At 73.2% G+C, this 24594-nt stretch carries 23 protein-coding genes; 11 read left to right on the top strand and 12 right to left on the bottom strand.

Going from position 1 to position 24594, the window contains the following annotated elements; genetic code table 11:
• Positions 1-36: 36 nt before the first annotated feature.
• Positions 37-2634 carry an ATP-dependent Clp protease ATP-binding subunit gene (locus tag Aau02nite_RS41245; protein WP_212994114.1) on the bottom strand — a complete coding sequence of 866 codons (2598 nt, stop codon included), beginning with the start codon at positions 2632-2634 and terminating at the stop codon, positions 37-39.
• Positions 2635-2742: 108 nt separating this feature from the next.
• Between Aau02nite_RS41245 and Aau02nite_RS41250 the strand changes: the two genes are divergently transcribed.
• From Aau02nite_RS41250 to Aau02nite_RS41270, 5 genes are all read left to right on the top strand, one after another.
• Positions 2743-3117, top strand: coding sequence for a hypothetical protein (locus tag Aau02nite_RS41250; RefSeq protein ID WP_212994115.1), 375 nt, complete (start codon positions 2743-2745; stop codon positions 3115-3117).
• A gap of 152 nt (positions 3118-3269) precedes the next feature.
• A complete protein-coding gene (locus Aau02nite_RS41255) occupies positions 3270-3530 on the top strand; it encodes a hypothetical protein (protein ID WP_023364464.1) in 261 nt (86 codons plus the stop codon).
• A 4-nt stretch (positions 3531-3534) separates the two neighbouring features.
• Positions 3535-4434: a hypothetical protein gene (locus Aau02nite_RS41260; RefSeq protein WP_212994116.1), complete on the top strand. Its 900-nt coding sequence runs from the start codon at positions 3535-3537 to the stop codon at positions 4432-4434.
• On the top strand, positions 4427-7072 hold the full coding sequence (locus tag Aau02nite_RS41265; protein ID WP_212994117.1) for an FtsK/SpoIIIE domain-containing protein: 2646 nt from the start codon (positions 4427-4429) through the stop codon (positions 7070-7072). Before Aau02nite_RS41260 ends, Aau02nite_RS41265 begins: the two co-directional genes overlap by 8 nt.
• Positions 7069-7779, top strand: a complete 711-nt coding sequence (locus Aau02nite_RS41270) for a hypothetical protein (protein ID WP_246595832.1) — start codon at positions 7069-7071, stop codon at positions 7777-7779. Before Aau02nite_RS41265 ends, Aau02nite_RS41270 begins: the two co-directional genes overlap by 4 nt.
• Positions 7780-7925: 146 nt before the next feature.
• Here the strand turns inward: Aau02nite_RS41270 and Aau02nite_RS41275 are convergent, their stop codons facing one another.
• Both Aau02nite_RS41275 and Aau02nite_RS41280 read right to left on the bottom strand, forming a co-directional pair.
• Complete coding sequence (locus Aau02nite_RS41275) at positions 7926-9179, bottom strand: cupin domain-containing protein (protein ID WP_212994118.1); 1254 nt, start codon at positions 9177-9179, stop codon at positions 7926-7928.
• Between the two features lie 10 nt (positions 9180-9189).
• Entirely contained in the window at positions 9190-9507 is a 318-nt protein-coding gene (locus Aau02nite_RS41280; protein ID WP_212994119.1) for a BatC protein, read from the bottom strand.
• A gap of 112 nt (positions 9508-9619) precedes the next feature.
• On the opposite strand from Aau02nite_RS41280, the gene Aau02nite_RS41285 reads away from it, so the two are divergent.
• The gene (locus Aau02nite_RS41285; protein WP_246595841.1) at positions 9620-10351 is read left to right on the top strand and encodes a DUF72 domain-containing protein; all 732 of its coding nucleotides are present in this window, start codon (positions 9620-9622) and stop codon (positions 10349-10351) included.
• 9 nt (positions 10352-10360) lie between these two features.
• Positions 10361-11149 (top strand): aminotransferase class IV, encoded by a 789-nt coding sequence (locus tag Aau02nite_RS41290; RefSeq protein WP_212994121.1) that lies wholly within the window; start codon positions 10361-10363, stop codon positions 11147-11149.
• On the opposite strand, the gene Aau02nite_RS41295 is transcribed toward Aau02nite_RS41290, so the two are convergent.
• The 5 genes from Aau02nite_RS41295 to Aau02nite_RS41315 form a co-directional block, all read right to left on the bottom strand.
• A complete protein-coding gene (locus Aau02nite_RS41295; protein WP_212994122.1) occupies positions 11146-12012 on the bottom strand; it encodes a DUF72 domain-containing protein in 867 nt (288 codons plus the stop codon). The genes Aau02nite_RS41290 and Aau02nite_RS41295 overlap by 4 nt on opposite strands.
• A 73-nt stretch (positions 12013-12085) precedes the next feature.
• A complete protein-coding gene (locus Aau02nite_RS41300) occupies positions 12086-12508 on the bottom strand; it encodes a TraR/DksA family transcriptional regulator (RefSeq protein WP_212994123.1) in 423 nt (140 codons plus the stop codon).
• Positions 12509-12728: 220 nt separating this feature from the next.
• Complete coding sequence (locus Aau02nite_RS41305; protein WP_212994124.1) at positions 12729-13358, bottom strand: nucleoside/nucleotide kinase family protein; 630 nt, start codon at positions 13356-13358, stop codon at positions 12729-12731.
• 20 nt (positions 13359-13378) lie between these two features.
• On the bottom strand, positions 13379-13849 hold the full coding sequence (locus Aau02nite_RS41310) for a winged helix-turn-helix domain-containing protein (protein WP_246595842.1): 471 nt from the start codon (positions 13847-13849) through the stop codon (positions 13379-13381).
• 362 nt (positions 13850-14211) lie between these two features.
• Entirely contained in the window at positions 14212-14589 is a 378-nt protein-coding gene (locus Aau02nite_RS41315; protein WP_212994126.1) for a signal peptidase I, read from the bottom strand.
• A gap of 52 nt (positions 14590-14641) precedes the next feature.
• Between Aau02nite_RS41315 and Aau02nite_RS41320 the strand changes: the two genes are divergently transcribed.
• Positions 14642-15034 carry an ankyrin repeat domain-containing protein gene (locus Aau02nite_RS41320; RefSeq protein ID WP_212994127.1) on the top strand — a complete coding sequence of 131 codons (393 nt, stop codon included), beginning with the start codon at positions 14642-14644 and terminating at the stop codon, positions 15032-15034.
• Complete coding sequence (locus tag Aau02nite_RS41325) at positions 15031-15963, top strand: DUF3500 domain-containing protein (RefSeq protein ID WP_212994128.1); 933 nt, start codon at positions 15031-15033, stop codon at positions 15961-15963. Before Aau02nite_RS41320 ends, Aau02nite_RS41325 begins: the two co-directional genes overlap by 4 nt.
• A gap of 11 nt (positions 15964-15974) precedes the next feature.
• Here the strand turns inward: Aau02nite_RS41325 and secA2 are convergent, their stop codons facing one another.
• From secA2 to Aau02nite_RS48150, 4 genes are all read right to left on the bottom strand, one after another.
• Positions 15975-18263 (bottom strand): accessory Sec system translocase SecA2, encoded by a 2289-nt coding sequence (secA2, locus tag Aau02nite_RS41330; protein ID WP_212994129.1) that lies wholly within the window; start codon positions 18261-18263, stop codon positions 15975-15977.
• Between the two features lie 106 nt (positions 18264-18369).
• Positions 18370-20103, bottom strand: a complete 1734-nt coding sequence (locus Aau02nite_RS41335) for an ABC transporter ATP-binding protein (protein WP_212994130.1) — start codon at positions 20101-20103, stop codon at positions 18370-18372.
• Between the two features lie 54 nt (positions 20104-20157).
• The gene (locus Aau02nite_RS41340) at positions 20158-21243 is read right to left on the bottom strand and encodes a zinc-dependent alcohol dehydrogenase (protein ID WP_212994131.1); all 1086 of its coding nucleotides are present in this window, start codon (positions 21241-21243) and stop codon (positions 20158-20160) included.
• The gene (locus Aau02nite_RS48150) at positions 21236-22411 is read right to left on the bottom strand and encodes a Gfo/Idh/MocA family protein (protein ID WP_438841227.1); all 1176 of its coding nucleotides are present in this window, start codon (positions 22409-22411) and stop codon (positions 21236-21238) included. The genes Aau02nite_RS41340 and Aau02nite_RS48150 overlap by 8 nt, the downstream gene beginning before the upstream one ends.
• Between Aau02nite_RS48150 and Aau02nite_RS41350 the strand changes: the two genes are divergently transcribed.
• A complete protein-coding gene (locus Aau02nite_RS41350) occupies positions 22403-23419 on the top strand; it encodes a glucosyl-3-phosphoglycerate synthase (protein ID WP_212994132.1) in 1017 nt (338 codons plus the stop codon). The genes Aau02nite_RS48150 and Aau02nite_RS41350 overlap by 9 nt on opposite strands.
• Positions 23416-24552, top strand: coding sequence for a glycosyltransferase (locus Aau02nite_RS41355; RefSeq protein WP_212994133.1), 1137 nt, complete (start codon positions 23416-23418; stop codon positions 24550-24552). Before Aau02nite_RS41350 ends, Aau02nite_RS41355 begins: the two co-directional genes overlap by 4 nt.
• The last annotated feature ends 42 nt before the right edge of the window (positions 24553-24594 follow it).

Here is a 24594-nt window from a genome sequence, read left to right on the forward strand (position 1 = left end):
CTCTCCGAGGAGAACCGGGGCGTTGTCTCTCGCCGGTCAGGCCGTGGCCGCCGGGGCGGGCGACTGCACGTCGAAGGTCAGCTGACCCTCGGCCACGTCGACCCGGACCGTCTGCCCGGGCGCCAGGTCGGCGCTGAGCAGCAGCCGCGAGAGCCGGTTGTCCAGCTCGCGCTGGATCGTGCGGCGCAGCGGCCGGGCGCCGTACTCGCGCTGGAAGCCGCGCTCGGCCAGCCAGTCGATCGCCACCGGGGTGATGTCCAGCGTGACGTCCTGCGCGTGCAGGCGCCGCCGGGTCTCCTCCAGCAGCATCTCGGTGATCTGCCGCAGCTGCTCGGTCTCCAGCTGCCGGAAGACGATGATCTCGTCGATCCGGTTGATGAACTCCGGCCGGAACTGTTCGCGCAGGCGGCGGTCCAGCTTCTCCCGCAGGCCGTCGTCGACGGCCGAGCCGTCGTCGCCGGTGCCGAAGCCCAGCGTGCGCTTGGTGCCGCTGATGATGTCCGAGCCGATGTTGCTCGTCATGATCAGTACGGTGTTCTTGAAGCTCACCGTCCGGCCCTGGCTGTCGGTCAGCCGCCCGTCGTCCAGCACCTGCAGCAGGATGTTGAACACGTCCGGGTGCGCCTTCTCGATCTCGTCCAGCAGCACCACCGAGTACGGCCGGCGCCGCACAGCCTCGGTGAGCTGACCGGCCTCGTCGTAGCCGACGTAGCCGGGAGGCGCACCGACGAGCCGGGAGACGGTGTGCCGCTCCTGGAACTCGCTCATGTCGAAGCGGACCATCCGCTCGGCGTCGCCGAACAGCGCGTCCGCCAGGGTGCGGGCGAGCTCGGTCTTGCCGACACCGGTCGGGCCGAGGAACAGGAAGCTGCCCACCGGCCGGTCCGGGTCACCCAGCCCGGCCCGGGACCGCCGGACCGCCTCGGCGACGGCGGAGACCGCCTCGTCCTGACCGATCACGTGCTCGTGCAGGTGCGTCTCGAGGCGCAGCAGCCGCTCGCGCTCCTCCTCGGTGAGCTGCGCGACCGGGATGCCGGTGGCCCGCGACACGACCTCGGCGATGTCGTCCGGGGTCACCTGCGGCACGGCTGAGCCGGCCCCGCGGCGGGAAACCGAGGCAAGACCGTCACTTGAGCCGGTGGCGTCCGTACCCTCGATCCGCTGCTTGATCGCGTTGATCTCGTCCCGCAGGGCCGAGGCCTTCTCGTAGTTCTCCGCCGCGACCGCCTGGTCGCGGTCGCGGGTGAGCTGCTCGAGGAGCCGCTCCTGCTCGCGTACGTCCGCCGCGGGGGTCTTGACCCGCAGCCGCACCCGCGCACCGGCCTGGTCGATCAGGTCGATCGCCTTGTCCGGCAGGAACCGGTCGGTGATGTAGCGGTCGGACAGCTCCGCCGCGGCGTCGAGCGCCTCGTCGGTGATCCGCACCTGGTGGTGCGCCTCGTAGTTGTCGCGCAGACCGCGCAGGATCGCCACGGTGTCCTCGACGCTGGGCTCGCCGATCAGGACCGGCTGGAAGCGGCGGGCCAGGGCGGCGTCCTTCTCGAGGTACTTGCGGTACTCGTCCAGCGTGGTCGCGCCGACCACCCGCATCCGGCCCCGGGCCAGGGCGGGCTTGAGCATGTTGCCGGCGTCCATGCCGCCACCGTCGCCGCCGCCGCCACCGGCGCCGACCAGGGTGTGGATCTCGTCCAGGAAGACGATCAGGCCGTCGCCGTTCTCCTGGATCTCGTCGATGATCTTGCTCAGCCGCTCCTCGAAGTCGCCGCGGTAGCGGGTGCCCGCCACCAGGCCCGTCAGGTCGAGCTGGATGACGCGCTTGCCCGCGAGGGTCTGCGGCACGTCGCCGTCCACGATGCGCTGGGCCAGGCCCTCGACGACGGCGGTCTTGCCGACGCCGGCCTCACCGATCAACACGGGGTTGTTCTTGGTCCGCCGCGACAGGATCTCGACGGCCTGCTCGATCTCGTCGGCCCGGCCGATGACCGGGTCGATCTCGCCGCGCCGGGCCAGCTCGGTCAGGTCCACGCCGTACTGCTCGAGGGTGGGGGTGCTGCCCGTGCCGCCGTTCTCATTGCCGCGACCACCGGGACCACCCCGGCCCGGCTGCGGCTCGGCCTGCTGCAGCGTGCGCGGGTCGATCCGCGCGGCGAGCAGGCGGCCCGCCGTGGAGTCCGGGTTGAGGCCGAGCGCCATCAGGATGTGCTCGGGCCCCACATAGGAGGCGCCGACGGCGCGCGAGAGCTGCAGGCTGTCCAGCAGCGCGCGCTTGGCGGCGGGGGTCAGCGCGATCCGGTCGGGAAGCTGGCCGCCCGGCACCCGGGTGACGCCGCCGAGCTCGGCGAGCAGGGCGTCGGGGTCGCCGCCGGCCCGGCGGACCAGGGCCTGCTGCGGCTCCTGCTGGAGCAGCGCCCAGAGCAGGTGCTCGGTGTCGAGGTCCGCGAGGCCGATGCCGGCCGGCGCCACCTCGGCGGCCCGGCGCGCGGCGACGGACAGGACCTCACGCGCGTCCGCGCTCATGAATCTGGTGATGTCGATCCGCTGCGCGGACCGTCGTGGCTCGGCCGCCCCGAAGAAGCGGGCGAACAGGTCGTCCCAGTCACCGGGGCCACCCGGCCCCAGGGGTCCGATGCTCATAGTCTCTTCTCTCCTGATACAGCTGGTCGGGAGCGGCGATCCACCGCCTGCCCGTGGCAGCACAGCGCCCTGAACGGGTGTTTGATTCCGGTGTGAGACGCTCCTTACATGAGCGTCCCGCTGCTGGTCGTCGACGCCGCCAACGTGCTCGGCTCCAAGCCGGACGGTTGGTGGCGGGACCGCGCCGGGGCCACCGCCAGGCTGCGCGACGGCCTCGTGGGTATCAACGCCACGGGGCTGCCGGATCTTCCGGGACCGGTCGAGGTGGTGCTGGTCGTGGAGGGCCGCGCCCGCGACGTCCCGGCGGTCGAGGGGGTCCGCGTCGTGCGCGCGTCCGGCTCCGGGGACGACACGATCGTGGCGGTGGTCGCCGGCGAGGGCGCCGGCCGGCCGGTGGTCGTGGTGACCGCGGACCGCGGCCTGCGCGAGCGGGTGACCGCCCTGGGCGCGGCGGTACGCGGTCCTTCAGCCGTCCCCCGCTGAGCTCCCGTGGGCACCGGGTGGGCCGCGCTGCCGTGTCCCCGGCGGACGTGCGAGCATGAATTCGCGAAAGGGGCGTGCGGGCACGACCGCCCCATCGTGGACGACTATTCTGGGTTCTCACCGCCGTGTCGATATCGCAGGAGGCTGCACGAGTGGCCAGCGTCGCCGAGGTCAGAGCGGCTGTGGACGCCGCACTCCAACAGGTCACGGAGGGTCAGGCGGCGATCCAGGCAGCCCGCGAGAAGCTCGGTGAGGCCCAGCAGAGCCTGGCCGCGGCGCTCGACGGCAGCGCCAACGACGCGGTCGGTGCCGCCCATGCCTCCCTGTCGCAGGCCGACCAGCAGCTCGAGGAGTGCCTCGGCGCCACGCTGCTCGCCGTCGAGCAGGCGCAGACCTACACGGCGACGCTGTAACGCGATGTCGCTGCTGCAGGAACTCGGCGCCCAGCTCCGGGCCACTTCCGACGAGCTGCCCACCGGCCTGGTCACGGTGGCGATGGAGCGGCTGCGCAGCGCCACCGAGCTGCTGAACTGGGTGCGCCAGACCTCCGTCGACCCGATCGGCGTACCGCAGCTGGGCAACGCCACCGAGCACGCCGAGCACGCCGCGGCCGCCCTGCGGCTGGCCCAGGACGCCATCGCGGCGTACCTGGCCGCGCTGGGCCTGTCCGCCGAAGCGAGTGCCCCGCCGGACCGGGACTGGAAGGCCGGCCTGCAGGAGCAGAAGGAGAAGAAGCAGGACGAGCCCGCGGGCCCCCCGGCGCAGCAGGAGCAGCAGCCCCCGCCGGAGAAGCTCGGCCCCTGGTGGCGCGAGCGCGTCGAGAAGCTGACCGGTGAGGCGCCGCCCCCGGCGCAGGAGAGCGACACGCCGGAACGCCCGCAGAACACCGCCGAGCTGCTGCGCAAGGTGGCCGCCGGGGTGCGTTCGGGTGACCGCGCGCGGCTCGGCCGGGACCTGCACGGCGTCAACGCCGCCACCGGGCTGGGCCTGTCCGCGGTGACCCCGCCGGTGCTCCAGCGCCTCGCCGGCGACCTGCTCGGTCACGAGCCCGGGCCCGACGACCTGCAACGGCTGCGCGGCGCCGCCGGGGGCCGGGTCAAGTCCCTGCTGCCGGGCACGCCGCCCGCCGTGCTGGACGCCCTGCTCGCCCGCATCTGCCGGACCAAGCCACCCGAGCAGGCGCCGGCCCACCCGGCCGACTCGGCGGTCACCGCGAGCGTGCTGACCGGCGTGCTGCTGGCCCGCCTGGGCCGCGATCCGGCGACGCTCGACCCGGGCGCGCCCGAGCCGTTGCGACCCCGCGGTGTCGATGCCTGACTCCAAGGCCCAGCAGGTCGTCGAGGTCCGCGCCGCGCTGTCGCACGCCCTCGGCGCGGCCGACGACGCCCTCGAGGAGGCCCGCAGCGCGTACGAGGCGGCCGTGACCAGGCGGGCCCGGGTGGTGGCCGCGGCCCGCGAGCGGCGGATCCGGCTCGCCGGCGAACGCGACAAGCGGCTGCGCGAGATCGACGAGCAGCACGAACGTGACCTCGCCGCGCTGGCCGGGGCCGCTACCGAGACCGCTCTGCTGGCCGCGCCGGGCGCCGCCGGTCTGCCCTGGGACCAGTGGCGGCCCACCCCGGCCGGCACCCAGGTCGCGGCGCCGGAGCTGCGGGTGGGCCGGTTGCTGCTGCCGTACGACGGCGACGTGCCCGCGCTCGTGCCGCTGCTCGATCACGGGCACGTGGTGGTCGAGGGCGACGAGCGCATCGGTGACGACGTCGTCGCCAGCCTGCTGCTGCGGGCCCTCGGCAGCTCGGAGGCGGGCCGGATCCGGCTCACCGGCTACGACCCCGAGCAGCTCGGCGGCGGACTGGCCGGCTTCGCGCCGCTGGCCCCGGCCGGGGTGCTGAGCTTCGTCGGCCCCGGCGGGCTCCCGGCCCTGCTGGACGAGCTCGTCGACCACGTCCGGCGGATCAACGAGACCGTGCTGGCCGGCGAGCACACGTCGCTGCGCGAGCTGGCCTCGGCGACCGGCCGGCGGCCCGAGCCCTGGCGGGTGGCGATCCTGCTGGGCGCCGGGCGAGCCGACGAGCTGTCGCGGCACGAGCGCGGTCAGCTCGACCGGCTGCTGCGCACTGGGGCCGCTTGCGGCGTACACCTGATCATGCGGGGTCTCGCGGTGCGGCCCGGCACCGGCATCGAGGTCGTCACGGCGGCCGAAGGCGACGCCGCGCGGCTGAGCGGTTGCGGTGACCTTCCGGTACGCCTGGACGCCGGCCCGCCGGCGTCCGTGGTCACCCGCACCTGCCGGCAGATCGCCGACGAGGTCGCCGCCGGACCCGCCCCCGTCGCCCTGGACAGCCTGCTGCCGGAGCACGAGTGGCAGCAGAGTTCCGCCCGGGCGCTGACCGCGCCGCTCGGCGACAGCCCGCAGGGCGCCCCGGTGCACGTGACCCTGAGCGACTACCCGCCGCACGCCCTGATCGCCGGGCCGTCCGGCACTGGCAAGACCAATCTGATCTACGCCTGGATGGGCGCGCTCGCGGCCCGGTACTCCCCCGCCGAGCTGGCCTTCTATCTGCTCGACTTCAAGGAGGGCGTGTCGTTCGCCCGGTTCGCGCCGGGCCGGCGCGACCCGAGCTGGCTGCCGCACGTACGGCTGGTCGGGGTGAACGTCAACACCGACCGGGAATTCGGCCTGGCGCTGCTGCGGTTCCTCGGCGCCGAGCTGCGCAGCCGGGCGGACGCGGCCAAGCGGCACGAGGTGACCAACCTGGCCGAGCTGCGGGCCGAGGATCCGGACGGCTCGTGGCCGCGGATCGTGGCCGTGGTCGACGAGTTCCAGGTGCTGCTGTCCGGGCGCGACGCGGTGGCCGCCGAGGCCGTGGACCTGCTGGAGGATCTGGCCCGGCGCGGCCGTTCGCAGGGCATTCACCTGGTGCTGGCCAGCCAGGACGTCTCCGGCATCGAGGCGCTGTGGGGCCGGCCCGCGCTGGTCGCGCAGTTCTCGCTGCGGATCGCGCTGCCCCGGGCCCGCCGGGTGCTGGCCGAGACCAACCAGGCCGCGGACGCGCTGCCGCGCTACCACGCGGTCGTCAACGCCGACTCGGGCGCGATCGAGGCGAACCGGGTGGTCCGGGTGCCGGACGCGGGCAACCGGGAACGCTGGAGCGAGCTGCAGCACCGGCTGTGGCGGCACCGGCCGCCGGAGCTGCCCGCACCACGGCTGTTCGACGGCGACGCCATCCCCCGACTGGAGGACAGCCCCGAGTTCCGCCGGTTCGCGCCGGCCGCCACGGTGCCCGCGCCGGTGGTGCTGCTCGGCGAGACCATCGATGTCGCGTCGCGGTCCGCGCAGACTACGCTGCGCCGGGCGCCGGGCCGGACCATCGCGGTGCTCGGCACCCGGGTCGACGAGGCGTGCGCGGTGCTGGGCACCGCGGCCCGGTCGCTGGCCGCCCAGTTCACACCGGGAGCGGCCCAGTTCTCCGTGGCGTGCCTGGACACCGATGCGGCGGTGGCGGTCGAGGCGCTGAAGCCGTACCTGCCGGCCGAGACCGGCTATTTCGACAACGACAACGTGGACAGCCTGCTGGAGCTGGCGGCCGAGCGGGCCGAGTTCGGCTCGGCGGCCGACAAGCCCTGGTTCCTGCTGCTGTACGCCGTCGACGCGGCGCCCGGCGGCAGCAACGAGCTGCTGCGCCGGATCATGCGTCAGGGCCCGGAACGCCGCATCCACGTGATCGGCTGGTGGCGCGGGGCGGCCCTGCTGCGCGACACCCTCGGCGGGCAGGGCACCAGGACCGACACGGTGGGAGCGTGGGTGGCGCTGGACGTGCACGGCAGTGAGCTGTCGCCGTACTACCCGGGACACGGCTCGCCGAACTGGTATCCGCGGCCCTGGCGGGCCCTGCACTTCGACCGCTCGGTGCACCGCGGGGCCGAGGTCATCATCCCGTACGGGCCGTCGTGACCGCGCCGGAGAACGACGGCACGGTGGAGCGCCGCACGCCGGACTACCGCAGTGTCGTACGGAAGCTGACCAACCTGGACAACGAGGCCGCCGCCCACCGGGCCGAGGCGCGGGCCTGGCACGACAGCCGCGCGATCGAGGCCGACAACGCTGTCCGGGCGGCCGACCAGCGGATCCGCGAGACCCAGGCGGCGTGGCGGGCGGCCCAGCGCGAGCGGGAGGAGATCGACGCGCGCTCGGCGGTGCTGTGGGCCGAGTTCGCGCACAAGGCGGGCCGGGTGGCCGAGCGGTTCGGCGCGCACGCCCCGCAGCCGACCGTGCCCCACCAGCGGGACCGCGACGCCGAGGACTACCTGCAGGAGGCCGCGGCCACCGCGGCCTGGGCGCCGGCGCCGCGCAAGCCCTCCAGCGGGGCCTCACTGCTGTACGTCGTGCTGGGCGCGCTGGGCGGCGCGGTCGGGGTGGCGGCGTGGTCGACGTTGCGGTGGGCGGGCCGGGAGGCCGGGGGCGACTGGGCGGCCGGGCTGCCGGTGGTGGCGCTGGTCGTCGCGCTGCTGGGGCCGATCCTCGCGGTGATCACCGCGAAGCGGGTCGCTGACCGGCGCACGGTGCCGTTGGACACGTCGGCGGTGGCGACCGTGCTGATCGCCAGCTTGATCGCCGCCGGGTTGGTGCTGGCCCTGGCCCGGGGCAGCGCCGCAGCCTGAGCCCGCGGAAGCCGGGCCTCTGCGCGGAAGCCGGACCTCTGCGCGGAAGCCGGGCCTGCGCGGAAGCCGGGCCTGCGCGGAGGCGGGCCTGGCGAGGGCGGGAACTGGCCGGGTGCCCGGGCGCCGGTAGGGCGGCGCCCGGGACGTCAGGCGGTCGCCGGGACGGTCAACGCTTCGCGGAGGAGGCGGCGGGCCAGGACCAGGCGGTCGTGGTCGTCGTCCAGCTCCGGCAGGTCGCCGACGCGGTGGGCGGTGCCGTCCAGCGCGGTGCGCACCGCCGCCGCGCAGTAGGCCGGGAAGCGCAGGGTGCGCCCGGTCATGCGGAGCACCACGTGCTCCGGGCCGTCCTCGTGCAGCTGCCAGCGCAGCCCCTCGCGGACCGTGATGCGGTCGTCCGGGCCGAGGCGCTCGGCGAACTCCAGCTGGGCCAGCGGGCGGACCGGGGCCGGGCGCTTGGCCGGCCAGGCCCGGTCGCGCAGCCGGGCCGCCACGGTGGCCGGGTCGGCGGTGAGCAGCCAGTCGCGCAGGGCTTCGACCGTCGCGGTGAGCTCCGGTGCGACGGCCTGCGGGTCGGCGACGTCCATCGCGTACGGCAGGGTGGCGCGCAGCCGCTGGTCCTCCGCCGCGAGCTGGAGCAGCTCCTCGACCAGGGCGTACCGGGTCAGCGCGCGGACGCCGAAGGTCAGGTGCAGGGAGCGTTCGCCCTGGGCCTGGGCCGAGTGCAGCCAGCCGCGGGGCAGGTAGAGGGCGTCGCCGGGGGCGAGCACGACGTCCAGCGTCGCCGGGCCGTCGGCCACCGCGCCGACCTCGTCCGCGCGGCCGCCCCAGGCCTGGCGTTCGAGCGGCTCGGGCAGGACGGGCTCGTGGATGCGCCAGCGCTTGGTGCCGTCCACCTGCAGCACGAACACGTCGTGGGTGTCGTAGTGGGTGGCGAAGCCCTTGTTGCCGGCCGGCGTCAGGTAGGCGTTGACCTGCAGCGGCTGCCGCAGCTCCTCGCCCAGCCGGCGGGCGTAGTCGATCAGCGGCGGCCAGATCCGGTGCAGGCCCTGCAGGACGAGGGTGGCGCCGCCGGCGTACAGGTGCATGATCTTGTCGTCGATCACCTGGTCGCTCACCTCGGCGCCGGCCCCGCCGCCGCCGGTGAAGGACGAGGCGGGCAGCACCTTGCCCTGGTCGGCGACCCGCAGGAACGGGGTCCGCAGGCCGCGCTCGCTGAGCAGCTCGTCGACCGCCGCCGGGGAGAGCAGGTCGGTGAAGCCGTCCGGGCCGGCCAGCTCGTCGGCCCGGGTGAGCAGCGGCTGGCGCCCCCAGTAGGCCTCGGCGAACTTCGCCGGGTCGAGGGCGATCGCCCGCGCCAGTGCCGGGCGGTCCTCGGTGCCGCCCGGCGCAGGGTTCGTCATGGCGTCAGCCTCAGAGCGCGCTGCCGTCGGCGCCACCGTCGTGGCCGCCCGGGTTGGCGCCACCGTCGGCCGGGCCCTCGCCCGCGCCGCCGTCCGCGCCGCCGTCGTGACCGGCCGGGTTCGCGCCGCCGTCCGCGGGGCCCTCGGCACCGGCGCCACCGTCGGCACCGCCGTCGTGACCGGCCGGGTTCGCGCCACCGTCGGCCGGGCCCTCGCCCGCGCCGCCGTCCGCGCCACCGTCGTGACCGTTGGCGTTGGCGCCGCCGTCGGCCACACCCTCGCCCGAAACGCCGCTGCCGCCGGTGATGTCGTCGTCGCTGAGTCGCATGGAAAGCTCCTTCGTGTCGCCCCGACGCTGGGGCAGGTGGAGATCTGCTCGTACCCTGCGTGGATCACGTCTAACCGGGCCCGGACGTGGGTAACACCACCGCGTGCTGGTGATGGGGACGTCCGGCTGGCAGTACAAGGACTGGCGCGGTGAGGACCGGCTGTACCCGCCGAAGCTGCCGCAGCGGCTCTGGCTGGAGAAGTACGCCGAGTCCTTCGACACCGTCGAGGTCAACAACGCCTTCTACCGGCTGCCGGAGCGCGACACCTTCGCCCAGTGGCGGGCGCGCACCCCGGACGACTTCGTGTTCGCGGTGAAGATGAGCCGCTACCTGACCCACATCAAGCGGTTGCGGGAGCCCGCCGAGCCGGTGGCCCGGTTCCTCGGGCGGGCCGAGGCGCTCGGTGACAAGCTCGGCCCGGTGCTGCTGCAGCTCCCGCCCACGCTCAAGATCGATGTGGCGGCGCTCGACGAGACGCTGGGGCTGTTCCCCCGGAGCGTCAAGGTCGCCGTCGAGCCGCGGCACGACTCGTGGTGGACCGACGAGGTCCGTGACCTGCTGTGCCGGCACAACGCGGCGCTGAGCTGGGCCGATCGTAAGGGCCGGCCGGTGACCCCGCTGTGGGTCACCGCGGACTTCGGCTATCTGCGGATGCACGAGGGGCGGGCGCAGCCGTGGCCGCGCTACGGGCGTACCTCGCTGGCGACCTGGGTGGACCGGCTGCCCGGCGTACCCACCTATGTCTTCTTCAACAACGACCCCGGCGGCGCGGCAGTCATCGACGCCGCCGCGATGGCCGCGCAGGCCCGCCGCCGCGGGATCAAGGTCACCCGGACGCCGTAGGTTGATGAGGTGTTGAACGTCGAGCTCAACGGGCGGGCGCCGGACCTGGCGCAGCTGCACCGGATCGCCACCGTGAACTACGGGCACTACACCTGCATGCAGGTGCGCGATCTGCGGGTCCGCGGCCTGGCTCTGCACCTGGCCCGGCTGGCCGACGCCTCGGAGGAGCTCTTCGGCCACCGCATCGGGGTGGCGGAGGAACACCGGCTGCTCGGGCTCATCCGGCACGCCCTCGACGACGTCCGCGACGCCTCCGTACGGGTGACTTTCGTGCCAGGTTCCGAGGAGCCGGCCCCGCCGGACGTGCTCGTGTCGGTCTCCGAGCCGGCGCCGGAAGAGCCCCGCCCGCCGCTGCGGGTGCAGACGGTGCGCTACGAACGCGAGCTGCCCGAGCACAAGCACCGGGCGACGATGGGCCTGCACTACCGGCTCCGCGAGGCCCGCCTGGCCGGCTTCGACGACGCGCTCTTCGTGGGTCACGACGGCCGGGTCCGGGAGGGCACGTCGTGGAACGTGGCCTTCTGGGACGGCGCCCAGGTGGTGTGGCCGGACGCGCCGGTGCTCAAGGGCGTGACCATGGTGCTGCTGCAGATCGCCCTGTCGATCAACGGCACGCCGTGGACCCTGCGGCCGATCGACGCGGAGGAGCTGAGTGGCTTCGCGGCGGCCGCGGCGGCCAACTCGCACCGCCCGGCGCAGCCGATCGCCAGCATCGACGAGCTCCCGCTCAAGGACGACGGCCAGCTCGCCGAGGCGCTGCAGACGGCGTGGCAGACGGTGCCCTGGGACGAGCTCTAGTCGAGCAGCTCGATCAGCTGGGTGGCGTTGCGCTGGGCGTAGTCGCCCGCGCAGTTGTTCATCAGGACGTGGGTCTGCTGCGCCTCGTCGGCCAGGGCGCGCAGCTTCGGCGCCCACTCCCGCAGCTCCTTCTCGGAGTAGCGGTAGCCGAACTTCTCGTGGATGTCCTTGCTGGTCCACTTGTCGCTGTGGCCGTGGAAGCGCACCACGGCCAGGTCGGCGGTCGCGGCCATCAGCGGCGGCACCGAGGACTTGTGGCCCTGCGGCATGTCGACGCAGACCAGCGGCAGCTCATGGCGGCGCAGGAAACTCAGGGTCTCCTCGGCGTTGTCGCCGTCGAACCAGGAGGCGTTGCGGAACTCGAAGACCGGCCGCAGCGGCTTGCACCGGGCGGCGACCTCGCGCAGATAGTCCTTGTTGTCGCGGCGGATGCCCCACCACGGCGGGAACTGGAACAGCAGCGCGCCCAGCTTGCCCGCCTCGACCAGGGGATCCAGGGCGCTCAGGAAGCGGGTCCAGATCTCCTCGTACGTCTGCGGCGGCACGTCGCCGGGGTAGACGTTCTTCTTGTCCGTCTCCGGGCGCAGATCCTTGTAGATCGCGGACACCTTGGTGGGGTGGCCGGTCAGCATGCTGAACGCCTTGATGTTGAACGTGAAGCCGTCCGGGGTGCGTTCGGCCCACAGCCTGGTCGTCTGCTCGGCCGGCGGCCCGTAGTACGTTGCGTCGACCTCGACGATCGGGAACTGCTTGGCGTAGTACCCCAGCCGCTTCTCCGGGGTGTTCGCCGTCTGCGGATACCAGCCCGACTCGAGCAGTGTCTTGTCGGTCCACGAAGCGGTGCCGACGCGGATCTCGCCCATCACGACAAGCTATCCCCGATACGGCCGGTCCGCCGCCCGGCTGCGGGCGACGGACCGGATCAAGCCGCTGTGGTCAGCCCGCGCGCCGTTCGCGGTTGGACTTGCAGGCCACGCACGAGGTCGCCGACGGGAAGACGGCGAGCCGCTCCACCGGGATCGGCTTCGAGCAGCCCTCGCAGTTGCCGTACGTGCCGTCCTCCAGGCGCTGCATGGCGTGTTCCGCCTGCGTCCGCCGGTCGAGCAGAGTGCGGATGAGCGACGACGCCGCGTCGCGTTCCGCGGTCTTGGATCCGCTGTCGGCCTGGTCGTCACCGGCGGCGTCGCCGATCTCGACGAGCCGCAGCTTCTGGTTCTCGGCGACGGCTTCCTCGTACTCGGCCGTCAGATCGTCGAACCGGGCCCGCAGCAATTCGCGGATCTGGTCGAGCTCATCGCTGGAGCGACCCTTGGCGGTGTCGGCACCTTTACCCGTGATGACCGCACTGTTGACGAGCATGTGCTCCCCCTGCCCTTCCCTCTGCCCCTGCCGGTGGACGTCCCCCGCGCCGGCCCTTGGCGTCGCACCGTGGAGCCCGCTGATACCCACCGCCGAAGATCCCAAACGGGACCCTCGCAAAAAAGTAACCGCAGCATAACTGTCAGTGCACGTCACCGCCACGGACTGGGCGATCCAGCTTTCGCGTCGCAGCTCAGCGGGGGTGTGACGAGCGATTCATTCATGATCCGAGGACCACGGCCGGGCGCCGCGGGTCGTCGAGCCGGACCACGACATCGGCGAAGGCGGCAGGGTCGACCTCGTCGCCGTAGCGGGCGAACGCGGGCAGCGTCCAGTGCTGCTCCGGCCCGGTGCGCCGCTGCAGCGCCGCCGCTGAGAGATGCAGGTGGACGGTGACGTCGAAGGGCAGTCCGGAGCCGAGCAGCAGGGGGCCGCTGACGATCACCACGGCGTCCGGGGCGAGCTCCCGGTAGGGCTCGCGGGTGGCGCGGTCGGTGCGGGCGTCCCACAGCCTGGTCACGACGCGCCCGCTGCCGCCCGGGCCGGCCGGGTCGAGGACCTCGCGGCGCAGCCCGGCCTCGTCGAGCCAGCCGAGGTAGAACGAGTCGGGGTTGGTCCGGCCGAACTCCAAGCGCACCGAGGCGGGCCGCAGGAAGTCGTCGGTGCGTACGCGGACGGCCGGGCGGCCCCGGGCCCGCAGCGGATCGACGAGGGCGTCGGCCAGTGCCGCGGGGTCGGCGGCGTCGGCGCCGTCGATCGCGACCCGCAGCCGGCCGTCGGCCGCCGTGCCGGCCAGCCGGTCGGCCAGCTCGTCGACCAGGATCTCGATCGACACCGGACGCACCCGCACCCGGCCACTCTAGCCGGGCCCTAGTCGTGCGGCAGGACCACGATCCGGGCCTCGTCGGCCAGCCGGTAGCCGACTCCGTAGACGGTGGTGATCAGGGGCAGCTGGGTGCCCATCTTGACCCGCAGGCGGCGCACGTGCACGTCGACTGTGCGCTCGCCGGTGTGCTCGTAGCCCCAGACCGCGTTGAGCAGCTGGGTGCGGCTGAACACCCGGCGCGGGTGGTCGGCCAGGAACAGCAGCAGGTCGAACTCGAGCCGGGTCAGCGGGAGCAGCTCGCCGTCGACCAGCACCTGGCGCGACGCCGTCAGCAGCCGCACCTCGACGGTGCCGTCGTGCTGGACGACGGGCTCCGGCTCGGCGACCCGCTCGGCCCTCGGCGGCTCGACGGCCACGGAGCCCTGTCCGGCCTCGACCAGCTCACGGACGGCCTCGATGAGCCGGTGCGCCTGCGGCGGCAGCGTGTCACCGGTCAGCGGGATGTTGAGCGTGATGGTGAGGGCGGCGGGAGGCACGGGCGCGGGGGCGACGCGGCGGATCGCGGCCAGCCGGCCCGACCCCTTCGCATGTCGTCCCGTGCGTGCCGACAGGGCGGTGACCGCCATGAATCCTCCTGCGTCGAAGAATGAAAACGACGCACCCGACAACGGGCGCGAATTAATGCACGCTTAAACCGCGGTCGATATTTCCGGCCACGCGGTTGCCGGGTCAAGGTAGCATCCACACTGTGGGAAACTCGTTCCATAACCGTTGGATGCATCGTGTTTTCCCGCACTCGGAATGCGATTACCATCGCTGCGGTTAACGGCGGGCGTCCGTTTGTCTTCGGTGACAAATAAAGCGGGACGGCAGCCGATCAGAGCGCCGGCGGCGGCAGGCGCCAGCCCGGAAGCGAGGGCCAGCGTACGGTCAGCACCACCGTCTCCACGTCCCCGGCCTGCCAGGAGTGGTCCTGACCGGGGCCCCAGACGACGTAATCGCCGGGCTCGCGCAGCAGCACCGTACGATCACGCAACTCGATGTCGAAAGATCCACGGATCAGCACCAGCAGTGCCGTACGGACCTCACCGGTGGCCCACGCCACGCGCCGGTCGCCGGGCGGGTGCACGCCCCACTTCACCTCGACGTCGACGCTGTGCAACAGCTCACCCTTGGGCATGAAATGGCCGAGCAGCCAGCCCTGGTTGGCCGCGCCGTCCGGCCCGGCCCGGCCCACGTAGACGCCGTCGTGCACCGCTCACCCCCGGATAATGTGCGTGAGACATTAGCACCGTAGGCTGGCCGGCATGCCCGAGGAATTGGATGCCGAAACGATCGCCTTCGCGCACCGCATGTTCGACCTCGCGCGCTCCGGCTCGACCGAGGAGCTCTCCGGTCAGGTGGCCCACGGACTGCCGGCCAACCTGACCAACGACAAGGGTGACACGCTGCTGATTCTCGCGGCGTACCACAACCATCCGCCGACCGTCGCCATGCTGCTCGAGCGCGGCGCCGATCCGGCCCGGGTCAACGACCGCGGGCAGACCGCGCTGGCGGCCGCGGTCTTCCGCAAGAACGCCGAGAGTGTCCGGGCGCTGCTCGCCGCGGGGGCCGACCCCGCGGCCGGGAGCCCGTCGGCGATCGAGACGGCGGAGTTCTTCGAGCTGCCGGAGATGGCCGCACTGCTACGGGGAGAATGATCATGACGCTCGCCGTCGACATGCGCGAGGCGGCCGCCGCTCTGCTCGCGACCACCGAGGGCGCGCGGGCCGCTGCCGCCTTCGACGACGACCGGGCGCGCCGCTGGATCGAATACCGGCCCCGGCCGCGGCCCGGGCTCAGCCTGGTCGACCTCGGGGTCGGCGCCCGCAAGGCCGCGCACCGGCTGCTCGCCACCGCCCTGAGCCCGCCGGCGTACGCCCAGGCGATGGCGGTGCTGGCGCTGGAAGAGGTCCTCGACCGCCAGGAGGGCTGGGCCCGCGGACGGCACAGCGAGGACTACCGGGTGATCGTCTTCGGCGCGCCCGGCGACGACGAGTGGGGCTGGCGCTTCGAGGGCCATCACCTGTCGGTGAGCATGACCGTGGCCGGCGACCGGGTCTCCCCCGCCCCGGTGTTCCTGGGCGCGAACCCGGCCCGGGTGCAGACCCTCGGCCGTACGGTGCTGCGGCCGCTGGCCATCGAGGAGGACCTCGGCCACGAGCTGCTGCGGTCACTGCCCGCGGCGGCGCGCAGCCGGGCGGTGGTGGCCGACGAGGCCCCGTCCGACATCCGCTCGGCCACCCGGCCGGACAGCACCCGCCTGTCCCCCGCCGGGATCGCCCGCACCGACCTGCGGCCCGGCGAGCGGGCCCTGCTCGACCAGCTCGTCGCGGTGCACCTGGGCCGGCTGCCGGACGAGCTGGCGGCGGCCCTCGACCCGGCCGGGGGCGACGTGCACTTCGCCTGGGAGGGGCGGCCCGGCCCGGGCACCCGGCACTACTACCGGATCCAGGCCGACGACCTGCTCATCGAGTTCGACAACACCAGTAACGACGGCAACCACGCGCACAGCGTGCTGCGGCGCCCGCACGGCGAATTCGGCGGCGACATCCTCGCCGCCCACCGCGCGGACGTCCCGCACGTCTGAGCAAACGCGGTCTAACTGCTCGCGGTGAGGCGGCGGCCGACGGCCGCGATGAGCCGGTCCAGCTCGGAGCCGAACGGGTTGTCGTGCACGAGGTACGTCCACGTCGCGCTCGGGCGCACGATCTCGGCCTGCTCCGGGTGGTAGCCGTCGCTCAGGTCGAGCTCCTCGAACGTGGCGATGGTGCGGGCCTCGATCTCGGTGAAGACCTTCTGGAAGGCGGGCACCGCGGCCCGGTGGAACTCGTCGAGCGGGTCCAGCTTGCCCAGCGCCCGCAGGTGCACACCCTCGCGGACCTCGGACAGCTCGGCCAGGTGCTCGGCCCAGAGCCGGTCGAGGTGGTACAGCGCGATCGAGCGGGCGGCGTCGGAGAGCACGTCCTCGTCGATCTCCTTCGCCTTCTCCGGCGACCGTTCGAGCAGCATGATCGCGGCGACCTCGGAGGTGAGCAGCCGCTCCCGGCGCTGGGCCAGGGCCAGGCGCTGCTCCTCGATCACGACGCTGTAGCGCCAGGTGTTGCGGTGGATCTCGTGGTTGACGCCCTCGGCGACGCGCTGGGCGTGCTCGACGGCGTACTCCACCTGTTCGTCGTGCACGACGCCGTCCATGTCCATCCGCGGCGAGGACGGCAGGATGTCGCCGGCGTGCCGGGTGATCAGGTCGTCCTCGAGGCTGACGAAGAAGACCGAGCCACCCGGGTCGCCCTGCCTGCCGGCGCGACCGCGCAGCTGGTCGTCGACGCGGCGGCTGTCGTGCCGGCCACTGCCGATCACGTACAGGCCGCCCAGCTCGGCGACCTTCTCCGCGTCCTTGCCGTCGCTGCCGCCGAGGCGGATGTCAACACCGCGGCCGGCCATCTGGGTGGAGACGGTGACCGCGCCCAGGGAGCCGGCCTCGGCGATGATCGCCGCTTCCTCGTCGTCGTTCTTGGCGTTGAGCACGTTGCTCGGCACGCCGGCCGCGGCCAGCTGCTTGGCCAGCAGCTCGGAGGCCTTCACGTCGAGGGTGCCGATCAGCACCGGCCGCCCCTTGTCGTGGGCGATCTTGATCTCCTCGACCAGGGCCTCGTCGCGCATGTCGTGCGCGGAGTAGATCCGGTCCGGCTCGTCCTCGCGGATGTTGGGCGTGTTCGACGGGATGACCGCGACCTCGAGCTTGAAGTACTCCCGGAGCTGCTCGCCGACGTGCACCGCGGTGGCGGTCATGCCGCACACCGTCTCGTACAGCGCGATGTAGGCCTGGACGGTGATCGTGTCGAGGACCTCGCCCTCGGCGGTGGCGCTGAGGCCCTCCTTGGCCTCCACGGCCGCCTGCAGGCCGTCGGGCCAGCGGCGGCGCTGGGCGACCCGGCCGCGCATCTCGTCGATCAGCTCGACGCCGCCGTCGCGCACGATGTAGTCGACGTCGCGGCGCAGCAGGGCGCGTGCGTGCAGGGCCACGTTGACCGCGGAAAGCTGCTCGACCTGGTCGTCGGCGTACAGGTCGATGCCCATCTTCTTCTCCAGCGCCTCCAGACCGGCGTTGGTGAAGGCGACGCTGCGTCCGTCCTCGGCCACCTCGTAGTCCTTGCCCGGGCGCAGGTCGCGGACCAGCGCGGCGGCGTCGTGGACCGGGTCGCTCTCGGTGGAGATGCTGCCGGCCAGCACCATCGGCACCCGGGCCTCGTCGATCAGGATCGAGTCGGCCTCGTCGACGACGGCCGTGGCCAACTTGCGCTGCACGCGGTCGGCGAGGTCGGTGACGAGCTGGTCGCGCAGGTAGTCGAAGCCGGCCTCGCTGACCGAGACGTAGGTGACGTCCGCGGCGTACGCCTCGCGGCGCTCCTCGTGGGTGGAGGCCTCGGTAACCCAGCCGACCGTCAGGCCCAGCAGCTTGTAGACCGGCTCCATCCAGGTGGCGTCACGGCGGGCCAGGTAGTCGTTGACCGTGAGCACGTGTACCGGGCCGTTGCCCCGCCGCACGTGGCCGTACGCGGCGATGGTCGCGGTCAGGGTCTTGCCCTCACCGGTGGCCATCTCGGCGACCTTGCCGGACAGCAGCGCCATCGCGCCGACCAGCTGGACGTCGTACGGCCGCTGCTCGAGGGCGCGCCAGGCGGCCTCCCGGCCGACCGCGCAGATCTCGGTGTAGTCGTCCGCCGCGGCAGCGGCCTCGGTCAGCGCGGCGTCGTCGAGCTCACGCAGCGCCTCCTCACGGGCTTCGATGGCCGGCAGCCGGCGCTCGAGCGGCGCCAGATCGACCGTGGTGCCCGGACGCTGCAGGAACTTACGGAACCGGTTCTTGAACCGCTGCGACACACCCATGGGCGGTTACGGTACTTCACTTACCTTGAAACGTGGTGCCGACTCCCGGCTGTTTCGCCCTGGGCTCATGTAACTAACGTGCATGAGTTTTCCGCCGCGGGTGGGCTCAGCTGACCAGCAACTGGTGCGTGGCGAGCTCGCGATAGAGCGGGCTGGTCTCCAGCAGCTGCTCGTGCGGGCCGACGGCGACGACCCGGCCCGCCTCCAGCACCACGATCAGATCGCTGTCGACCACGGTGCTGAGCCGGTGCGCGACGACGATCAGGGTGCGCCGGAAGGACGCCGCCGCGATCGCCTCACGCAGCGACGCCTCGTTGCGGGCGTCGAGATTGCTGGTCGGCTCGTCGAGCAGCAGGATCGGGGCGTCGGCCAGCAGCGTGCGGGCGATCGCCAGGCGCTGGCGCTCACCGCCGGAGAGCAGCACGCCGCCCTCACCGACCTGCACGTCCAGGCCCTCGGGGGTACGGGTCGCCAGCGCACCGAGATTGACCTGCTCCAGCGCGGCCAGCAGACGCTGCTCGCCGGCACCGGGCGCGGTGAGCAGCAGGTTGTCGCGCAGGGTGCCGGCCAGCACCGGGGCCTCCTGCTCGACGTAGCCGAGCCGGCGGCGCAGCGCGTCCCGCGGCAGCTGCCGGATGTCGGTGCCGTCGACGCGGATCGTGCCGGCCGTGGGCTCGTAGAAGCGCTCGATGAGAGCGAGCACCGTGGACTTGCCCGCGCCGGACGGCCCGACCAGCGCGATCCGGCTGCCGGCCGGCACGGTGAAGGAGACGTCGCGCAGCACCTCGGTCCCGCCGGGATAACCGAAGCTGACGTTCTCCAGCACGACGGCCGGCTCGCCGTCGCGCTCGGGCCCGGCCGGCGCCGGGCTGTCGCCGGCCGTCTCCGACGGCAGGTCCAGGACCTCCTCGATGCGCTGCAGGGCGCCGAGGCCGGTCTGCAGCTGGGTGTACGCGTTGAGCGCCTGACCCAGCGGCAGCACCAGGAAGAAGAGGAACAGCACGAACGCCACCAGGTCGCCGACGCTGATCGCCCCGGACGCCACGCGGGCCCCGCCGACGCCCAGCACCAGCAGGAACGCCCCCTGGGTGGCCGCCGCGGAGGCCGGCCCGATCAGTGCGCGCAGCCGGGCCACCCGCATGCCCGCCTCGTACGCCTCCGTGGCGCTGCGGGTGACCGTCTCGGCCTCCCGCTGCTCGGCGCCGCTGGCCCGGATGGTGCGCGCCGCCGAGATGGCCCGCTCGACGGCCGAGGTCATCTCGCCGAGCCGCGCCTGCGTCAGCTCGGACAGCCCGCGCACGCGGCGCGAGACCGAGATGGCGACGGCCATCCCGACGGCGAGCCCGCACAGGGCGACGCCGAGCAGCAGCGGGTCGAGCACGGCCATGGCGACGGTCGCGCCGATCACCATGACCGTGCCGGTGACGATCTCGAACAACCCGGAGGTCACCACGGCGCGCAGCAGAGTGGTGTCGGCACCGACCCGCGACAGCAGGTCACCGGTGCGACGGCTGTCGTACTCCGTGATCGGCAGGCGCAACAGGTGCCGGGCCAGCCGGCGGCGGGTGGTCAGCACCAGCCCCTCGGCGGTGCGCTGCAGCAGGTAGTCCCGCAGGCCGCCGAGGGCCGCCCCGGTCAGCAGCAGGGCGATCAGCAGAGCCACCACCCCGCCGATCGGCCGCGCGGCGCCGATGCCGTCGAGCACCGAGCGGACCAGGACCGGCTGCACGAGCGCGGTGACCGCGGTGACCAGGGAGAGCCCGCCCACCACGGCCAGCGTGCCGCGATGCTCGCGAAGGTAGGGCAGCAGTGCGGGCAGTCCCACTCTCCGCACGGCCATGCGCCGAGCGTAGCCGTGCCCCGCCCGCACCGGATGGTGTCGCTCAGCACTCTCTCAGCAGGCCAGTACCGCCTGGAGTTCCTGGCGGCGGCGGGCGGCCAGGTCGTCGAGGAACTGTGGCGCCTCGTCGAAGGGCACCACAGCCGAGACGAGGTGCTTACGGATCAGGTCGCCGTCGGCGCGCAGCAGGTCGATCGTCGCGGCCGAGAGGCGTTCGCGGTCCCAGGTCGGCGCCAGGCCGCGGGGCACCCGGCCGATCTGGGCGCAGCGCAGCCCCAGCCCGTTGTGGTGGAACTCCTCGCCGAGCCGGACCTCGTCCGCGCCGCCCTGGTAGAAGGCCAGGTCGATCACCGTGCCCTGGGGGCGCAGCAACCGCAGGGCGAGCTGCAGCGCCGAGGCCTGGCCACGGCACTGGAAGACGAGGTCGGCGCCGCGGTCGTCCGCGGTGTGCCGCCAGGCGGTCTTCAGGGTGACCGCGGGGTCGCCGTCCTCGGGGTCCAGGGTGTCGAGGCCGAGTGCGGCGGCGACCGCGCGCCGCTGCGGCGTCGGGTCGAGCACGACCACGGAGGCCGCGCCGTGGGCCCGGGCGAACAGGGCCGTCAGCAGGCCGACCACCCCGGCCCCGGTGACCGCGACGCGGCGGCCGGCCACGCCGTCGCCGAGGCCGCGGACCGCGGTGCCGTACAGGTCGGCGGCGGCGTGCAGCAGGCCGTTGGCGCAGATCGGGCCCATGTGCGCGACGTAGATGCCCAGCATGGGATCGAGGTCGGCGGGCAGCGGCACGACCCGGTCGCGCAGCGGATCGCCGGTGTAGCCGGTGCGGTGCCCGTAGGTCATCGCCACGACAGTGCCCTCGGCGACCGCCGGCGTGCGGCTCTGCTCGACCCGGGCCACCTCCATGTAGCCGAGCCGGGTCACCGGGAACGGCTGCTCGACCGGGCCGCCGAACAGGCCCAGGACCGGGTCGAAGCCGTGGTGCAGGGCCGGGTTGGTGCCCTTGACGTAGCTCAGCTCAGTGCCCGCCGACACCCCGCTGAACAGGGTCGCGACCCGGAACTGCCCGTCGGCGAGCGGAGCGACCGGCTCCTCGGCGACCTCCAGCCGGCCGGGGGCGGCCACGATGATGTTGCGGTCAGACATGCGAGACCTCCGCGCTGCGGGGGGTGACGGCCCGGCCGGTGGCCGCGGACTCGGCGACGGCCAGGGCCACGGCATGGGTACGCAGCGCCTCGGCGTACGACACCCGGATGTCGTCGCCGTCTCCCCGGACGGCGTCGATGAACGCCCGGTCCACGGCGATGCGCGCGCTCTCCGGGTCGCTGTCCACTGTGCGCGGTCCGTCGGCGTCGCGGACCACGAGCCCGGTCTCGGTCACCGCCAGGGCCAGCCCGTCGGCGTAGACCTCCAGGCCCGCCCGCTCCTTCCAGCCCAGCACGCAGGTCGCGGCCAGGGTCCCCACGGCCCCGCTGGCGAAGCGCAGCGTGGCGGCGGTGGCGCCGTCCACATCCGCCCCGTCGACCGGTGGCGGTGTGCCGTTTCCCACAGCGGTCACCTCAGTGACCTCGCCGGCCAGGTGGCGGGCCAGGTCGAGCACGTGGGCGGCCTGCTCGACCACCGGGCCACCGGACCGGTCCTGGTGCGGCCACCAGGACACCGGCGGCACTTTGTCCAGCCACGCCCCGGTCACCAGCCGGACCGGGCGGTCCTCCAGCAGGGCACGCGCTTGTTCGACAATGGCCAGATATCGCCAATGGTGACCGACTGCTGTCAATACCTGACGCTTAGCGGTGAGGGCAGCGATTTCGGTAGCCGTATCCCAATCAAGTGAAATAGGCTTTTCCACGAACAACGGCAGGCCCGCGGCCACCACCGCGCGCTCCGCGTCGCCGTGCGCGAACGGCGGCACACACACATAAGCCGCATCGACTCCGGCACTCAGGAGCGCTTCGACATCCGGATGAACCCGGGCGCCGTGCGCGTCGGCAAGGCTCTGCGCCGCCGCCGGAACGACGTCGGTCACGCCCACTACCTGTACTCCCGGTAGTCCGGACAACACTCTGGCGTGCCGTTGCGCGACACCGCCGGCGCCGATGATTCCCACTTTTGTCCCGGCCATGAGCCCTCCCCGATCCTCGACACCGTGCTGCGGCCCTTCGACTTCTCCGCCCCGGCAAATGTGAAACGTCAGGTCTGCCCGCGGATCCGGACATCCAGCTGTTACCCGCCGGCAAGATTGGAAGCGGCCGGTCATGGGAAAGTTCCGCGCTTCGCTGTTGATCGTCAACTGGGGGGTGTGCCCATGCGGCATTCGCACACGAACGTTGCACCGACCGCGTCACCCATCGTGGAGGCCTGGGCGGCCTACCGGACCGGAAATGCCACACAATGGTCATCCCGGCAACTGGCCCGCGCCAAGAAGGGCACCCGCGTCAGCGTGGTGATCCCGGCGCGCAATGAGGAGGCGACGGTCGGCGCGATCGTGTCGACCATCCATGAGCACCTGAGCGTCGAGGTGCCGCTGGTCGACGAGATCCTGGTGGTGGACTCCCGGTCCACCGACGCGACCGCCCTGGTGGCGCGCGCGGCGGGCGCCCGGGTGGTGCACCAGGACGACGTGACCCGCGGCCTGCCCCGGATGGAGGGCAAGGGCGACGCGCTCTGGGCCGGCCTCGCGGCCAGCACCGGTGACGTGGTCGCCTTCGTCGACGGTGATCTGCGCGACTTCTCCCCGCACTTCGTGACCGGCCTGCTCGGGCCGCTGCTCACCGATCCGTCGGTCGAGTTCGTGAAGGGCTTCTACCACCGCCCGCTGGTCAGCAGCACCGGCGTCGAGACCGACGGCGGCGGCCGGGTCACCGAGCTCGCCGCCCGGCCGCTGATCAACCTGTTCTGGCCGGACCTGGCCGGCGTGGTCCAGCCCCTGGCCGGCGAGTACGCGGGCCGCCGCACGACCCTGGAGCGGATCCCGTTCGTCTCCGGGTACGGCGTCGAGATCGCGATGCTGATCGACCTGCTGGACCTGGTCGGCCTGGACGCGCTCGCCCAGGTCGACCTCGGCGAGCGGTTCCACCGCCACCAGGGCACCGAGGCGCTGGGCCGGATGTCGGCCCAGATCATGGTGACCGCGTGGTCCCGGCTGCACCGCCGTGGCCTGGTCACCGACCCGCTGCCGCCCTCGACGCTGCTCACCCAGTTCCGCCGCGGCGGCGCCGACGCCCTGCCGCACCTGGACCGCGAGATCGTGCTCAGCGAGGTGGGCGTCACGGAACGGCCGCCGCTGAAGACGGTGGCGCGCAGGTCGGTGCCGGCCGCATGAAGGTCCTGATGAACGCCGGGCCGTGGCTCCCGGTCCCCCCGAACGGCTACGGCGGCATCGAGAACGTCATCGCCACCCTGGTGCCCGAGCTGCGCCGGCTCGGGGTCGAGGTCGTACTGGCCACCGTGGCGGAGAGCACGCTCGCGGTGGACGAGCAGCTGTCGGTCTTCGGCACCGGCCAGTTCGGTCTGCTGCAACGGCCGTACAACCAGGTGTGCGGCATCGTGCCCGCGCACCTGCACGCCGTGCGGCGCCGGCTCGCCGAGGGCGACATCGACCTGGTGCACGACCACGTCGAGGCGGCCGGGCTGGCCACCCTGGCCGCGCTGGGCCCGGACTCCCCGCCCGGCCTGCACACCCTGCACTGGGATCTGGCCAAGCACCCCGAGCTCTACGGCACCTTCGACGGCGGCGACCGGGTCCGGGTCAACGGCGTCTCGGCGAACCAGCTGACCCACGCCCCGGCCGCGCTGCGGGCGCACGCCGTCGGCCACGTGCACCTCGCGACGCCGCTGGCGGACGGGGCGGATCTGCGCGCGCCGGTCGCCAAGGAGGACTACGCGGTCGTGCTGGGCCGGATCAATCCCGGCAAGGGCCAGGACCTGGCGGCCCGGCTCGCGCACAGTGCCGGCTTCGACCTCGTGCTGGCCGGGCCCGTGGGGCCGTACCACCGGCCCGAGGATCTCGCCGCGGCCGGCCCGGCGGCGGCGCAGAATCCCGATGTCCGGTTCTGGCAGGAGCAGGTCGCCCCGCACGTCGACGGTGACCGGGTCCGCTGGGTCGGCACGGTGACCGGGCAGGACCGGGACGACCTGGTCGCGCGCGCCCGGGTCGCGCTCTTCCCGCTGCGCTGGGAGGAGCCCGGCGGTACGGCGGTGGTCGAGTCGCTCGCGCTGGGCACCCCGGTGATCGGCATCGCCCGCGGCTGCCTGCCCGAGCTCATCGAGCACGGCCGGACCGGTCTGCTGACCTCCGACGAGGAGGAGCTCGGCGAGCTCGTGGCAGCCGCCGGCACGATCGCCGAGGCCGCCTGCCGGGAGGAGGCCGCCCGCCGGTTCACCCCGGCGGTGATGGCATCGCAGTACCTGGGCCTCTACGAACGGGTACGGGACGGGGCCGCCGTCGGGGTGTGATGCCGCTCCTTGCGTTTGCCCCGGTGGGTTCGCGGGCACTGA

Origin of the sequence: Actinoplanes auranticolor (assembly GCF_018332655.1) — a bacterium.
Lineage (GTDB): Bacteria > Actinomycetota > Actinomycetes > Mycobacteriales > Micromonosporaceae > Actinoplanes > Actinoplanes auranticolor.